We start from the raw sequence: 13,919 nt of genomic DNA, 5'->3' as shown, positions 1-13,919 counted from the left end.
GCGCGGGCCGACGCCGGCGCCGGGAGCCCGCGTGGAATTCCGGAAATGCGCAGAGGAATTCATCGGGCGGTCCGGCCCGGGGAGGAGAATGGTCGCACGGCCATATCCATGAACTCTATCCACCCCGGGCCCTGTCACTGTTCTTCTGTATTGCTGTGTTCCTCGCGGCTCAGCGCAGTTCGACGTTGGCGCTGGAGGCGGCCGCCAGGAACTCCCCGCGGGAGATCGCGGCGGCGATCAGCTCGATGTCGTCGGACATGAACCGGTCGGCGTCCAGGGTCGGCACCAGCGAGCGCACCAGCCCGTAGGTGGCCTTGCCCGCCGGGCTGAGCTGCTCGTACCTGCCCGACACGTCCACGGCCTGCGCCGCGGCGAGGAACTCCACGGCCAGGATGCGGTTGTTGTTGGACAGCACCCTGCGGGCGTTGCGCGCCGCGATGAGGCCCATGCTGACGACGTCCTGGTTGTCGCCGTTGGACGGGACGCTCTGGGTGCTGGCCGGGCCGATGGTCCTGTTCTCGGCCACCAGCGCCGTCGCCGGGTACTGCGCTCCGGCGAAGCCGCTGTTCAGTCCCGGGTCGCCCTTGACCAGGAACTCCGGCAGGCCGTCGCTGAGGTAGCGGTTCAGCATCCGGTTGGTCCGCCGCTCGGAGAACACGCCGAGCTGGGTGAGGGCGATGGTGACGTAGTCCATCGCGAACGCGATGGGCTGGCCGTGGAAGTTGGCGCCGTGGAAGATCTCCTCCACGCCCTCGAAGAACAGGGGGTTGTCGTTGGAGGAGTTCAGCTCGATGCGCAGCTTCTCGGCGGCGTAGTACAGGCTGTCGCGGACCGCGCCGACGACCTGCGGGATCGCCCGCAGTGTGTACGCCTTCTGGATGTAGACCTCGGTGCGGTCCACGCCCTTGCCCGCGCGCTGCTCCTGGGCCTGACGGCGCAGCTCGGCGTGCTCCAGGGTGAGGCCGCTGCCCTTGATCAGCGCCCGCATGTTGGCGGCGTTGTCCATCTGGCCCTGATGCGGACGGGCGAGGTCGTGGCCCTCGGCCTGGAAGGGGCTGGTCGAGCCGCGCAGCGTCTCCACCACGAGCGCCGTGACGATCTCGGCCTGGCGCACCTGCTCGATGGCGCGGCCGACGACCAGCGACCCCAGCCCGGTCATGCCGGAGGTGCCGTTGATCATCGACAGGCCTTCTTTGAAGCGGAGCTGCAGCGGCTCGATGCCGTGCTCGCGCAGCACCGTCCCGGTCTCGACCCGCTTGCCCTCGCGCAGCACGTAGCCCTCGCCGATCAGCGTGGTCGCGATGTGCGCCAGGGTCGCCAGGTCGCCGCTCGCGCCGAGCGAGCCGATCTCCGGGATGGCCGGGGTGATGCCGAGGTTGAGGTACAGCGCCAGGCGCTCGAGCAGCTCCGGCCGCACGGCCGAGTACCCGCGGGCCAGGGCGTTCAGCCGCGCGGACAGGATGGCCCTGGCCTCGTCCTCGGCGAACAGCGGCCCCACGCCGGCGCTGTGGCTGCGCACCAGGTTGGTCTGCAGCTCCACCTCCTTGGAGGTGTCGACCAGCATGTAGATCATCTCGCCGTAACCGGTGGTCACACCGTAGACGGGAATTCCCTGCCGGATGGTGTCCTCGAACATCCGGCGGCTGGTCGCGGCCCTGGCCAGCGCCGCGGGGGCGATGGTGACGGACGCCCAGTCCTCGGCCACCCGGCGGACGTCGGCGATTTCCAGGCTCTCGCCGTCGAAATCGACGGACACTTCGGTTTCCACCAGAGTCACGTTGCTCACCCCATCATGGTTTGGATAACAGCTTGTTTCGGTACGGCTCGCGCCTCGACGAGGGCGGCCAGACCGGCAGGCGTCGGATCGGCGAGGAATCGCGCGACCGAGATCGCCGTTCCGAAACGCCCGCGAATCCGATCGAGCAGCCGCGGGATCAGCAGGGAATGCCCGCCTGCCGCGAAGAAGGTCGTGTCCGCCTCGACGCGCCGGCCGCCGAGCAACTCCGACCAGACGGCGGCCACCTCGGCCTCGACGGGACCGCGTGGCGGCCCGCCGGGACGCGCGGCGGAGGGGGCCGGGCGCGGCAGCGCGTTCCGGTCCACCTTGCCGCCGACGTTGCGCGGCAGCGCGTCGAGGGTCTTGAACGACACCGGCGGCATCGCCTTGCCGAACCGGAGCCGCAGCGCCGCCCGCCAGACCTCCGGCCCGGCCCGCCCTTCCTGCGGGGGACCGCCGGCGTCCGGCGCCTCCCGCCGCTCCGAAGCCGGCCCGCCGAGGTCCGGCGCGGTCGGCCGGGGGACGACGTAGCCGATCAGGCGGGTCACCAGGCCGGTGCGGTCGGCGACCGCGACGACCGCGCACTCCGCGACCGACGGATGCGCGGCCAGCGCGGCCTCGATGTCGGTCAGCTCCATGCGGACGCCGTTGAACTTCACCTGGAAGTCGCCGCGCCCGCCGAACTCCAGGGACCCGTCCCACCGGCGGCGGCCGAGGTCGCCGGTCCGGTAGCCGCGGCAGGCCGGATCGAAGCCGGCGAGCGGCAGGAACGGCGCCCGCTCACCGGCCGCGGCGCCGACGTACCCCGGGGTGATGTGCGGGCCGCGGATCACGATCTGGCCGGTGACGCCCGCGGGGCACGGCCGGTCCTGGTCGTCCAGCACCAGGACCTGCCGTCCGGGGATCGACCGGCCGATCGGCGCGACGCCGCGCACCGGGCCGGTGACCTCGTGCCAGGTCGCCAGGATCGTCTCGGTCGGACCGTACAGATTGACCGTCCGCACCCACGGGAGCGTGGCGCGCACCTGGTCGACCACCTCTCCCGCCAGCGGCTCTCCCGCCAGCAGCAGGTGGCCGAGCCCGCCGAGGAGCCCCTGCACGCCCTGGTCGGCGACCGCGGTGAGGAGCTGGCGGGCGAAGCTCGGGACGGTCTGGAAGTGGGTGAGGCGTTCGGCGGCGAGCCAGCCGGCCATCCGGTCGGGATTGGCCCGGGTGCGGTCGGGAACGGGGCACAGCGTCGCGCCGGCCGCGAGCGTCGCGAAGATCTCGACCAGGCTCGCGTCGTACCCGGGCGCGGCCCACTGCGCGACGCGCGCGCCGGGGCCGATGCGGAACTCCGCCGCGAACCAGGTGACGAACCGCGCCAGTGCCGCGTGCGACTGCGGGATGCCCTTCGGCCTGCCGGTCGAGCCCGAGGTGTAGGCGACGTAGGCCCGCCGCTCGTGGGCCGTGGAAGTGGCGGTGGAAGCCTCGTGGGCGGTCGAAGTCTCGTGGGCGGTGGAAGGAGCGGCCGTCGCCGGCAGGGCGGCCATGTCGACGACCTGCCCGCCCAGCTCCCGCCGGTACCAGCCCGCCAGTTCGCCGTCGGCCGCCTCGCCGTCCAGCACCAGGCGGGCCGGGGCGAGGTCGGCGAGGACCGCCTTGCCGCGTTCGCCGGTGTCGCCGGTTCCCAGGCACACCAGGTACGCGCCCGCGTCCAGTACGCCGAGCAGCGCCGCCACCTGGCGGGGGCCCTGCGGGACCCGCACCGCCACCGGCAGCCCGTCCACACCGCCGCCCGCCCGGAGCGCGGCGGTGAGCGGCGCGGCCAGCTCCTCGATCTCCCGGTAGGAGACCTCGGCGCCGTCCCAGGCCACCGCCGCCGCCTCCGGCCGGCTCCGCGCCCGCCGGTGGAACAGGTCGTTGACCGGGCGGGCGGGCGGCGCGTCGGCGATGCGGTCTGCGTCGCGCACCGCGGCGGCCAGCCGCGCGGGGTCCTCCAGCGGCAGCGCGCCGGCGGGCAGGTCCGGCTCGCGCAGCGCGGCGGTCAGCAACGTGCGGAGCTGGCCGAGCAGCATGCGAGCGGACGCCCGCTCGAACAGGCTCTCGCGGTACTCAAGGCAGCCGCGGACCGAGGGCGAGGCGCGGTCCACGACCAGGGCCAGGTCGCTACGGGCCGCGCCGCCGCCGACCGCGACGGACCGGACGGCCGTTCCGGCCGGCGCGAGCTCCGGCTCCGGCAGGTCGCGCCAGACGAGCATGACGTCGGCCAGAGGGACGCGGTAGGGGTCCCGCTCCGGGTTGAGCGCCCGGACCAGTTCGTCGAAGGGCACCTCACGGTGCTCGTGCGCCTTCATGGCCAGCCGCGCCGCCCTGCGGAGCACCTCGCGGAAGGACGGGGCTCCGGACAGGTCGCCGCGCAGCACTTGGAGGTCGGTGCAGGGACCGGCGACCCGCTCGTAGCCGGGCGGGCGCGCGTCGGCCGTGACGGCGAGCACGGGCCGGTCCTCGCGCCCGTACCGGCCGAACAGGCACTGCGACGCCGCGAGCAGCACGGCGAACGGCGTCGTCCCCTCGGCGCGGGCGAGCGCGGCCAGGTCGCGGGCGAGCTCGGGGCCCCAGTCGAAACGGATGGAGTCGCCCTCGGGGGACGGCCCGGCGGGACGCGGCCGGTCCACCGGCAGCGGCGGGCCCGCCAGAGGCGACTCCGGAGCGCGGAGGGCGGAGATCCAGGCGTCGCGCAGGCGGGCGAACTCGGGGGTGGACTCGCGCTCGCGCTGCCTGCGGGCGAAGTCGGCGTACTGGAGGCCGGGCGGGGGCGGCGCCGCACCCGGCGGGCGGCCGGCCGCCGCGCCGGCGTAGCAGGCCGAGACCTCCTCGGCCAGCAGGGTCAGGGAACGGTCGTCGGCCACCGCCCGGTGCAGCACCATGACCAGGGCGTACTCTCCCGGCGCCAGCCGGGCGGCCGCGAGCCGGGCCAGGGGCCCGGCGGCGAGGTCGAACGGAGCGGCGACCTGCCCGGCGCACCACCGCAGCGCCGCCGCCTCGGCGGCGACCGGAAGCACGGCGCCCCTCCCGGTCGCGACCGCGCCCCCCGTAAGGACGGAAACGGCACTTCGCGGAGCCGGGATGGAGCCGGTCGAGCCGAGGAGGGAGGCGGTCAGGTCGACGGTGGTGAGGGTGAGGGCCGGTGCGGGCCGGGCGGCGATGTGCTGCGCGGGGCGTCCGGCCTCGTCCACCAGGGTCGTCCTGAGGATGTCGTGCCGGGCCGCCACCTCGCGCCAGGCCGCCTCCAGCGCCACGAGGTCGAGGTCGCCGGTCACCCGGTAGGCCCGGTGCACGTGGTGCGCGGGCGAGCCGGGGACCAGCCGGTCGAGGAACCACGCCCCGTCCTGCGCCCGGGACGTCACCGCCCGCCGGGCGCCCGGGCCGCGGGCGGGAGATGCCTCAGTCACTCGTGTTCCCTTCGAGGTTCGGCCGCCGTACGCGGATCGCCGGCGGCCGGTCCCATCGCGTCGTCCCGGGGGCGGGACGCCGTGCTTTCAGGAGGTCGTGACCTTGCGCTTGCCGGCTCCCGGAACCTTCGCGATCTCCCGGGTGGTGACCAGCGGCCCGGGCGTCTTCGACAGGCCGAGCGCGGCCAGCACCACGCGGAGCAGGAACTTCGGCTTCATGAGCGTCTTGGGGTGCTCCACCTGGCCGGCGACCCGCATGTACCCGGCGGTGACCCGGCTGTCGCGGGAGGCGGCGGTCTGCACCAGCGCCATGAACGCCTGCTCCAGCTTCAGGCTCAGCGGGCGCTCGCCCTCCACGCCGGGGAAGCCGAGGTCGACGTTGTGGGTCATCTGCCACGGCGGGTCGATGACGTTGCGGGCGAGGTCGCGGAAGTAGTCCAGCGGCTGCGGGGTGGCGCCGCTGTGCAGGTGCTCGCGGATGGTGAGCGCCGACAGCGCGGCGACGGTCATCCCGCCCGCGTACACCGGGTTGAAGGTCGTGACGGCGTCGCCGACGACGAGCAGGCCGTCGGGGAAGCGGTCCATGTCCTCGTAGCGGCGGCGCAGGGTCGTCGGGAAGCTGAACCGCACGGGGTCTTCCAGCGGCTCGGCCTGGACGATCGCGTCGTAGATCTCCGGGATGCCGAGCGAGCGGATGAACTCGAACAGCCCTTCCTGGTCGGTGGGCGGGTGGTCGCCGAGGATGCCGTAGGTGGTCATCTCGGCCCGGTCACCGTCGGTCTTGGCGAACAGGATGCCGCGGGGGGAGGCGGGGTAGGCCACGCCGTTGATGGACAGGTCGCCCTTGTAGGGGTCGTTGTTCAGCTTGTAGTGCTGGGTGACGTAGCCCAAGCCGATCTTCTTGCGGTCCTCCTTGACCCGGGGGTACCCGAGGTCCTCCAGCCAGATCGGAGTGCGGGAGCCGCGGCCGCTGGCGTCGACGACCAGGTCGGCCTCGACGACCTCGACGCCCGTGCCGCCGTCGAGGTTCTGCACCCGCACGCCGACGATCTTGCGACGGTCGGGGGTGGCCTCCAGGCCGAGGATGTCGTGCCGCTCGAGGAACGTGACGTTGCCCAGCGCCTGCGTCCGCCGGCGGACGTGGAACTCCAGCATCGGACGGCTCGCGCCCACGCAGAGCATGTCGGCGGCCTGCTGCTTGAGCCGCTTCCCGCGGACGTACCAGCGCACGGTGCCGGCCAGGTCGCCCTTGGGCACGCCGTCGGCGAACAGCTCCTCGGTGATGCCCGGGTACATGCTCTCGATCGCGCGCTGGCCGCGGGTCAGCAGGCCGCTGATGTGGCGTCCTTGCGGGCACCCGCGCCGGGGCTCCTTCACATCGACCAGCAGGTCGCGGTCGACTACGACGACCTCGTCGTAGGCGTCGGCGAGCACTCGTGCCGCGAACAGTCCCCCAAGGCTGCCGCCGAGCACCACCGCGCGGGTATTGGCGTCGTTGCCCATCGTGGTCATCTCCTCGAATTTCCGTATTTGATCCGGCATCGTCGTTACGGCTGTCGGCCGGCCGGTGACGTACCGGCCCTTTTCTGCCTGGTGACCACCCACGCCGACCGCGTTCCGCGCCGGCCGCCCGCACGGCCTGCGGCCGCGGGAGCTGCCGGTGGCGCGAGGTCCCGGCATTCCGGCCGCTCGAACCGCCGGCCGTGGCCGCGGAATTCACGCCACGAAATCCACCGCGCCTTTACGGCGCGTGATGGGGCCGGCGACGGCCGGAGATGGGAGTCGAAGAACGTTATGGTGTCGCCCAGGCCGCGGGATTCCGGGGCCGATCCGCAGGCCGGGAATGGGCGTACGGCCCGGCGCTGATTCCGCCCGGCCCGTGACGGAGGGGAATCCGCCCGGCTCGTGACGGCATGCCGATGGCGATGCTAGCCACGGGTACGAGGCACGGCAGGCTCCTTCCTTGACCCTGCGGCGGGGAAACGGTCCATCCGCCGGTCAGCACCGCTACATCGTCACGCCCCATCGCGCGGCGTCGCATCTCCCGAAATGCTGTGCTGCGCCGCGCACCGGTGCCGGAGTTCCTGATGGGAAAGGCGGGTCACCGGTAATTCGGCGCGCCGGGCCGTAACCGCCCTCAATTCATCGCACCATTGCCCGGAAGCCGCGCGGCGCCCGCCGGGAACCCCTCCTGGAAGTAGCGGATAACCGCAGGAAATCGGTGAAAAGCATTTCTGGAGATGTGCCGGAAGAGGCGCGGATGTGACCCTGACCGCATGGCCGAGTTCACAGGTAAGACGGTATTGATCACCGGCGGCGGCAGCGGCATGGGCCTCGCCACCGCGCAGCGGCTCCTCGACGCGGGCGCCGATGTCGTGCTCGCCGGACGCAGCGAGGACCGGCTGGAGTCCGCGGTCAAGGACCTCGACGCGGGCGACCGCGTCCTGGCCGTCCCCGCCGACGTCTCGCGCACCGCCGACCTCGACCGCCTGGCGGCGCGGATCGGCGAGCGCTTCGGCGGCCTGGACGGCGTGTTCGCCAACGCCGGCGTCGCCGGGTTCTCCCGCAGCGCCGACGTCACCGAGGAGGACTTCGACGGCCTGGTCGGCGTCAACTTCAAGGGCGTCTACTTCACCATCCAGAAGTCGCTGCCCCTGCTGCGGGACGGCGGCTCCATCGTGATCAACGGGTCCTGGCTGACCCACCGCGGTCTGGCCTTCACCTCGGTCTACGCGGCCACCAAGGCGGCGGTGATCAACCTCGCCCGCACGCTCGCGCCCGACCTCGGCGTGCGCGGCATCCGGGTGAACGCCGTGAGCCCCGGCTACATCGTGACGGAGATGTTCGAGGCGATCTCCACCACCCCGGAGGCGCAGGAGGAGTGCCGCAGCCACGTGGCGCTCGGCCGGCTCGGCTCCGCGGCCGACGTCGCCGACGCCGCGGTCTTCCTGCTGTCCTCGCGGGCCTCCTACATCACCGGTCAGGAGATCGTCGTCGACGGCGGCCTGACCACCTCCGTCCCCCTCTGACCGGGCCGGAGAGGGCCGCCTCGGCTCCCCCCGCCCCGGCGGCCCTCTCCTGGCCCTTCGCCACCCTGGCCGCCGTGCCACCATGCGAGGAGACCAGTGATCGACTTCCGGTTGGACGACGAGTACGAAGCTTTGCGCAAGACGGTCGAGGAGTTCGCCCACGAGGAGGTCGCCCCGGTCATCGGGGGGTACTACGAGCGCGAGGAGTTCCCCTACCCGCTGGTCGCCACGATGGCGCGGATGGGGCTGTTCGGCCTGCCCTTCTCCGAGGAGTACGGCGGAGGCGGCGGCGACTACCTCGCCCTGTGCGTGGCGCTGGAGGAACTGGCGCGCGTCGACTCCTCGGTGGCCGTCGCCCTGTCGGCCGGGGTGTCGCTGGGCGCGATGCCGCTGTACCGCTTCGGCACGCGCGAGCAGAAGGAGCGCTGGCTGCCCTCCCTGTGCGCGGGCGAGGCGCTGGCCGCGTTCGGGCTGACCGAGCCGGGCGGCGGCACCGACGCCGGCGCGACGCGCACGCGGGCCACGCTGGACGGCGACCACTGGGTGATCGACGGCAGCAAGTCGTTCATCACCAACTCCGGCACCTCCATCACCCGGCTGGTCACCGTCACGGCGGTCACCGGCACCCGGGAGGGCGGCCGCAAGGAGATCTCGGCGATCATCGTGCCCTCCGGGACTCCCGGCTTCACCGTGGCGCCGAAGTACTCCAAGGTCGGCTGGTGCGCCTCCGACACCCACGAGCTGGCCTTCGCCGACTGCCGGGTGCCGGCGGACAACCTGCTCGGCGAGCGCGGCCGCGGGTACGCGCAGTTCCTGTCGATCCTGGACGAGAGCAGGCTGGCCCTGTCGGCGGTCAGCGTCGGGCTCGCGCAGGGGTGCGTGGACGAGTGCGTCCGGTACGTCCGCGAGCGCGAGGCGTTCGGGCGCAAGATCGGCGAGTACCAGGCGATCCAGTTCAAGATCGCCGACATGGAGGCGCGCACGCACACCGCCCGGCTGGCCTACTACCAGGCCGCCTCCAAGCTGCTGCGCGGCGAGCCGTTCAAGAAGGAGGCGTCGATCGCCAAGCTGGTGGCCTCCAACGCCGCCATGGACAACTCCCGCGAGGCGACGCAGATCTTCGGCGGCTACGGCTTCATGAACGACTTCCCCGTCGCGCGGTTCTACCGCGACGCCAAGATCCTGGAGATCGGCGAGGGGACGAGCGAGGTCCAGCGCATGCTGATCGCCCGCGAGCTCGGCCTCTCCTGACGCCGGCGCCCCCCTCGCGCTCCGCGAGGGGCACCCCCTCCGGCGGCCGGAAGGCGTCCCCCTCACCAGGGGGACGCCTTCTCGCGCGTGTGCGGGACGATCCGGCGGGCACGTGCCGCAGGGCGAGCGGGCCGCCGCCGTCTCGGGGCGGGCGGACGGTCAGGGACGGATCACCGGAACCCGCGCAGGCGCAGGCTGTTGGAGACGACGAAGACCGACGAGAAGGCCATGGCCCCTCCGGCGATCATCGGGTTGAGCAGGCCGGCCGCGGCCAGGGGCAGGGCGGCCACGTTGTAGGCGAAGGCCCAGAACAGGTTGCCCTTGATGACGCGCAGAGTGCGCCGCGACAGCCGGATGGCGTCGGCCGCCACCCGCAGGTCGCCGCGGACCAGCGTCAGGTCGGAGGCCTCGATGGCGGCGTCGGTGCCGGTGCCCATGGCGAGGCCCAGGTCGGCCTGGGCGAGCGCGGCGGCGTCGTTGACGCCGTCGCCGACCATGGCGACCGTGCGGCCCTCGGACTGCAGGCGCTTGACCACTTCCATCTTGTCGGCGGGCAGCACCTCGGCGATGACCTCCTCGATGCCCACCTCGCCCGCGACCGAGCGGGCCACCGCCTGGTTGTCGCCGGTCAGCAGCACCGGGGTCAGCCCGAGGCCGCGAAGCCGCTCGATCGCCTCCTTGCTGGTCGGCTTGACCACGTCGGCCACCACCAGCACCGCGCGGGCCCGCCCGTCCCAGCCGACGGCGACCGCGGTGCGTCCGGCGGTCTCGGCGTCGCGCGCGGCCCGTTCGAGGCCCGCGGGCAGGTGCTGGGACCACTCGGCCAGCAGCCGGGGACGGCCGACCAGCACCGCGTGCCCGTCCACGAGCCCCTGTACGCCGAGCCCCTCGACGTTGGCGAAGTCCTCCGGGGTGAGGAGCCCGCCGGCCCGCTCGGCCGCGCCGCGGGCGACGGCCTGGGCGATCGGGTGCTCGGAGGCGTGCTCCAGCGACCCCGCCAGGCGCAGCACCTCGGCCTCGTCCTCGCCGTCGGCGACGTGCACCTCGGTGAGGGTCATCCGGCCCTCGGTGACGGTGCCGGTCTTGTCCAGCACCACGGTGTCGACCGCCCGGGTGGACTCCAGCACCTCCGGACCCTTGATCAGGATGCCGAGCTGGGCGCCGCGCCCGGTGCCGACCAGCAGCGCGGTGGGAGTGGCCAGCCCGAGGGCGCACGGGCAGGCGATGATCAGCACGGCGACGGCGGCGGTGAACGCGGCGCCCGCGCCGGCCCCGGAGCCCAGCCAGAATCCCAGCGTGCCCAGCGCCAGCACGATCACGATGGGCACGAAGACGCCCGAGATGCGGTCGGCCAGCCGCTGGACCTCGGCCTTGCCGGTCTGGGCCTGCTCCACGAGCTGCGCCATGCGCGCGAGCCGGGTGTCGGCGCCGACCCGGGTGGCCCTGACCACCAGGCGGCCTCCGGCGTTGACGGTCGCCCCGGTGACCGCGTCGCCTGGACGCACCTCCACCGGCACCGACTCGCCGGTCAGCATGGAGGCGTCCACCGCCGAGGAGCCCTCCTCCACCACGCCGTCGGTGGCGATCTTCTCTCCCGGCCGCACCACGAACCGGTCGCCGGGGGTGAGCCGGTCGGCGGGCACCCGCACCTCGGCGCCGTCGCGCAGCAGGGCCACGTCCTTGGCCCCCAGCTCCATCAGCGCGCGCAGGGCGGCTCCCGCCCGCCGCTTGGAGCGCGCCTCGAAGTAGCGCCCGGCCAGGATGAAAGCCGTCACCCCCGCCGCGGCCTCCAGGTAGATGTTCCCCGAGCCGTCGGTGCGCTGGATGGTCAGTTCGAACGGGTGCCGCATCCCCGGCATGCCGGCGGTGCCGAACAACAGCGCCCACAGCGACCAGCCGAGGGCGGCGAGGGTCCCGAGCGAGACCAGCGTGTCCATGGTCGCCGCGCCGTGGCGCAGGTTCGTCCAGGCCGCCTTGTGGAACGGCCACCCGGCGTACACCACGACCGGGGCGGCGAGGGTCAGCGAGATCCACTGCCAGTAGGTGAACTGCAGCGGCGGGATCATCGCCATCGCCACGACCGGGACCGACAGCACCACGGCCGTGACCAGCCGCTGACGCAACGGCGCCAGCTCCGCGGCCTCCGCCTGCTCCTCGGTCTCGGCGGCCTGCCGCGCCTCCTTGGGCGGGGCGGGCAGCGCGGCGGTGTACCCGGCCTTCTCGACCTCGGCGATCAGGGCCGCCGCCTCCAGCCCCTCGGGGAAGGTGACCTTGGCCTTCTCGGTGGCGTAGTTGACCGTCGCGGTCACGCCGTCCAGCTTGTTCAGCTTGCGCTCGATGCGGTTGGCGCACGACGCGCACGTCATGCCGCCGATCGAGAGCTCGACCGAGCCGCCGGCGTCCGGCCGGTCGTGGTCGGTGATCGAAGCCATCGCTCTCCCCCTCGTCCGGGCGGGGCCCGGTGTCGACCCCTCAGCCGCTGACGACCGCGTAGCCGGCCTCCTCGACGGCGGCGGCGACCGCGGCGTCGTCCAGGGGCTCCTCACTTCGCACCGTGACCAGGCCGGTGGGCAGGTCGACCTCGACGCCGGTGACGCCCGGCACCTCGCCGACCTCTTCCTTCACCGAGCTGACGCAGTGGCCGCAGGTCATGCCCTTGACGGTGTAGGTGGTGGTGGTCAACGTGATCACTCCTGTCGTCGATGAGCCGATTCGCTCTCCTCTACGACAACACCATACCCCTGTACCGTATTTCCCGCGGGGCCGCGGTGACACGCCCGGGACCGCCTCTCGCGGCGGACGGCCGGGCCGGGATGGAGACACTCGCAGGTGAGCCTGTTACCGACGATACCGGCAGGTCACCGCCGCCCACGGCCGGCGTCGGTGAACGCGAGCCCCAGCCGGTCCGACGCCACGACCTGCACGGCCGTCGGACCCGGACGGCCATCCGATCATGACGGCCATCCGATCAGGGCGACCGTCAGATCAGGGCGACCGTCAGATCAGGGCGGTGGTCGCCGGGAGGGCGTCGTGGCGGAACAGGCCCTCGGGGTCGACGCGGAGGCGGACCCGGTCGGCGGTGGCCACCTGGTCGCCGCTCAGGTGGCCCTGCGGCTGGTCGAGCCGCTCGACGAACGTGGGCGCGGTGCGGCCGGTGTCCCAGGGGGCGAGGGCGGCCCGCACGGTGGCGCAGTGCTCCAGGATCGCCTCACGGGTGAGCCCGCCGTCGGGCACCCCCGCGCCAGAGTAGGCGTACCGGGCGTCGAAGTGGCCGAGCGCCCCGCCCGCCGCGGGGGGCACCGCGTACGCGCCGCCGAGCTGACGCAGGCCCGCGACGACCAGCGGCGACCCGGAGCCCGGGCCGAGCACCCGCAGCAGCTCCTCCGCGCCCTCGTCGCCGATCTCGCCGAGCAGCATGTGGTCCCCGACGATCGGGACCGGGTCGGAGGGGTCCATGTGCGCCTGCAGCACGCCGGCCGGGTCGGTGAGCTCCCAGGTGTCGAGCACGGGGGCGGCCACGGCGCGCAGCGGGCCCAGCAGGTCCTCCGCCTGCTCGCGGGCCACGGCCAGGTCGCCGTCCGACTCGGCGAGCACCACGCCGTCCACGCACAGCACCGGCCCGGCGGCCAGGACCGGCGGGACGTCGGGCAGGGCCGGCAGGTTCATCACCCGCGCCGAGGTGGCGACCTCCCACGGCGCGTCCTCGGTCCACCGGCGCCAGGCGCGCAGCAGGGCGGAGGCGTGCTCGGCCGGCCAGAACGCGGCGCCGGTGATCACCTTGGCGACCGGGAACAGGTCCACCTCGACGGCGGTCACGACGCCGAAGCCGCCGCCCGCGCCGCGCAGCGCCCAGAACAGCTCCGGGTCGGTGGTGTCGTCCACGCGGCGCCGCTCGCCGTCGGCGGTGACGAGCTCGACGGCGCGGACGCTGTTGACCGCCAGACCGACCTTGCGGCTGTAGAAGCTCATGCCGCCGCGCAGCAGGTAGCCGACGACGCCCACGTCGGGCGAGGAGCCGTGCGGCGGGGTGAGGCCGTGCGCGGAGGCCGCCTCGACGACCGCGCCCCAGAGCGTCCCCGCGGGGATGCGGGCCACCCGGCGCGCGGCGTCGATCTCGACGGCGCCCTCCATCCGGGTCCGGATGAGCAGGGCGCCGTCCATCGGGCGTGCCGTGGCCGAGGCGTGCCCGGTGGTGTGCACCCGCACCGGCATCCGCTCCGACGCCGCGAAGCGCAGCGCGGCCCGGACGTCGTCGAGGGTGCGCACGGTCACCGCCGCGGCGGGCCGCGCGGGGGCGACCAGGTTGAACACCCGGGTCGCGGCCTCGTAGGACGCCTCGCCGGGCAGGGAGACGCCCGTGTCCCGCTCGCTCACCGTGGTCATCGCCGCCTGCCTCCAGCTCAGTCGTGGGAAGAACCGGCCGCGGGC

The 13,919-nt window shown here is 73.6% G+C and carries 8 protein-coding genes; 2 read left to right on the top strand and 6 right to left on the bottom strand.

Translation table 11 applies throughout. From position 1 onward, the window contains the following. Positions 1-169 precede the first annotated feature (169 nt). From cmdF to ABZT47_RS33210, 3 genes are all read right to left on the bottom strand, one after another. On the bottom strand, positions 170-1,786 hold the full coding sequence (cmdF, locus tag ABZT47_RS33220) for a tyrosine 2,3-aminomutase (RefSeq protein WP_354851142.1): 1,617 nt from the start codon (positions 1,784-1,786) through the stop codon (positions 170-172). After that, positions 1,783-5,211 (bottom strand): AMP-binding protein, encoded by a 3,429-nt coding sequence (locus tag ABZT47_RS33215; RefSeq protein WP_354851139.1) that lies wholly within the window; start codon positions 5,209-5,211, stop codon positions 1,783-1,785. Before ABZT47_RS33215 ends, cmdF begins: the two co-directional genes overlap by 4 nt. An 87-nt stretch (positions 5,212-5,298) precedes the next feature. Further along, positions 5,299-6,723 carry an FAD-dependent monooxygenase gene (locus ABZT47_RS33210; protein WP_354851136.1) on the bottom strand — a complete coding sequence of 475 codons (1,425 nt, stop codon included), beginning with the start codon at positions 6,721-6,723 and terminating at the stop codon, positions 5,299-5,301. Positions 6,724-7,487: 764 nt separating this feature from the next. On the opposite strand from ABZT47_RS33210, the gene ABZT47_RS33205 reads away from it, so the two are divergent. Together ABZT47_RS33205 and ABZT47_RS33200 are read left to right on the top strand one after the other, a co-directional pair. Next, on the top strand, positions 7,488-8,240 hold the full coding sequence (locus ABZT47_RS33205) for a glucose 1-dehydrogenase (protein ID WP_354851133.1): 753 nt from the start codon (positions 7,488-7,490) through the stop codon (positions 8,238-8,240). Between the two features lie 96 nt (positions 8,241-8,336). Further along, positions 8,337-9,491, top strand: coding sequence for an acyl-CoA dehydrogenase family protein (locus ABZT47_RS33200; protein WP_354851130.1), 1,155 nt, complete (start codon positions 8,337-8,339; stop codon positions 9,489-9,491). 170 nt (positions 9,492-9,661) lie between these two features. On the opposite strand, the gene ABZT47_RS33195 is transcribed toward ABZT47_RS33200, so the two are convergent. The 3 genes from ABZT47_RS33195 to ABZT47_RS33185 all read right to left on the bottom strand — a co-directional run bounded on the left by ABZT47_RS33195 (position 9,662) and on the right by ABZT47_RS33185 (position 13,874). Then, on the bottom strand, positions 9,662-11,923 hold the full coding sequence (locus ABZT47_RS33195; RefSeq protein WP_354851126.1) for a heavy metal translocating P-type ATPase: 2,262 nt from the start codon (positions 11,921-11,923) through the stop codon (positions 9,662-9,664). A 40-nt stretch (positions 11,924-11,963) separates the two neighbouring features. Beyond that, on the bottom strand, positions 11,964-12,173 hold the full coding sequence (locus ABZT47_RS33190) for a heavy-metal-associated domain-containing protein (protein WP_354851123.1): 210 nt from the start codon (positions 12,171-12,173) through the stop codon (positions 11,964-11,966). Between the two features lie 315 nt (positions 12,174-12,488). Continuing rightward, positions 12,489-13,874, bottom strand: a complete 1,386-nt coding sequence (locus ABZT47_RS33185; RefSeq protein ID WP_354851120.1) for an FAD-binding oxidoreductase — start codon at positions 13,872-13,874, stop codon at positions 12,489-12,491. Positions 13,875-13,919: the final 45 nt, after the last annotated feature.

This window comes from Sphaerisporangium sp. NPDC005289 (assembly GCF_040607455.1).
GTDB classification, from domain to species: Bacteria; Actinomycetota; Actinomycetes; order Streptosporangiales; family Streptosporangiaceae; genus Sphaerisporangium; species Sphaerisporangium rhizosphaerae.
This window is presented reverse-complemented; position numbering and strand designations above follow the sequence as displayed.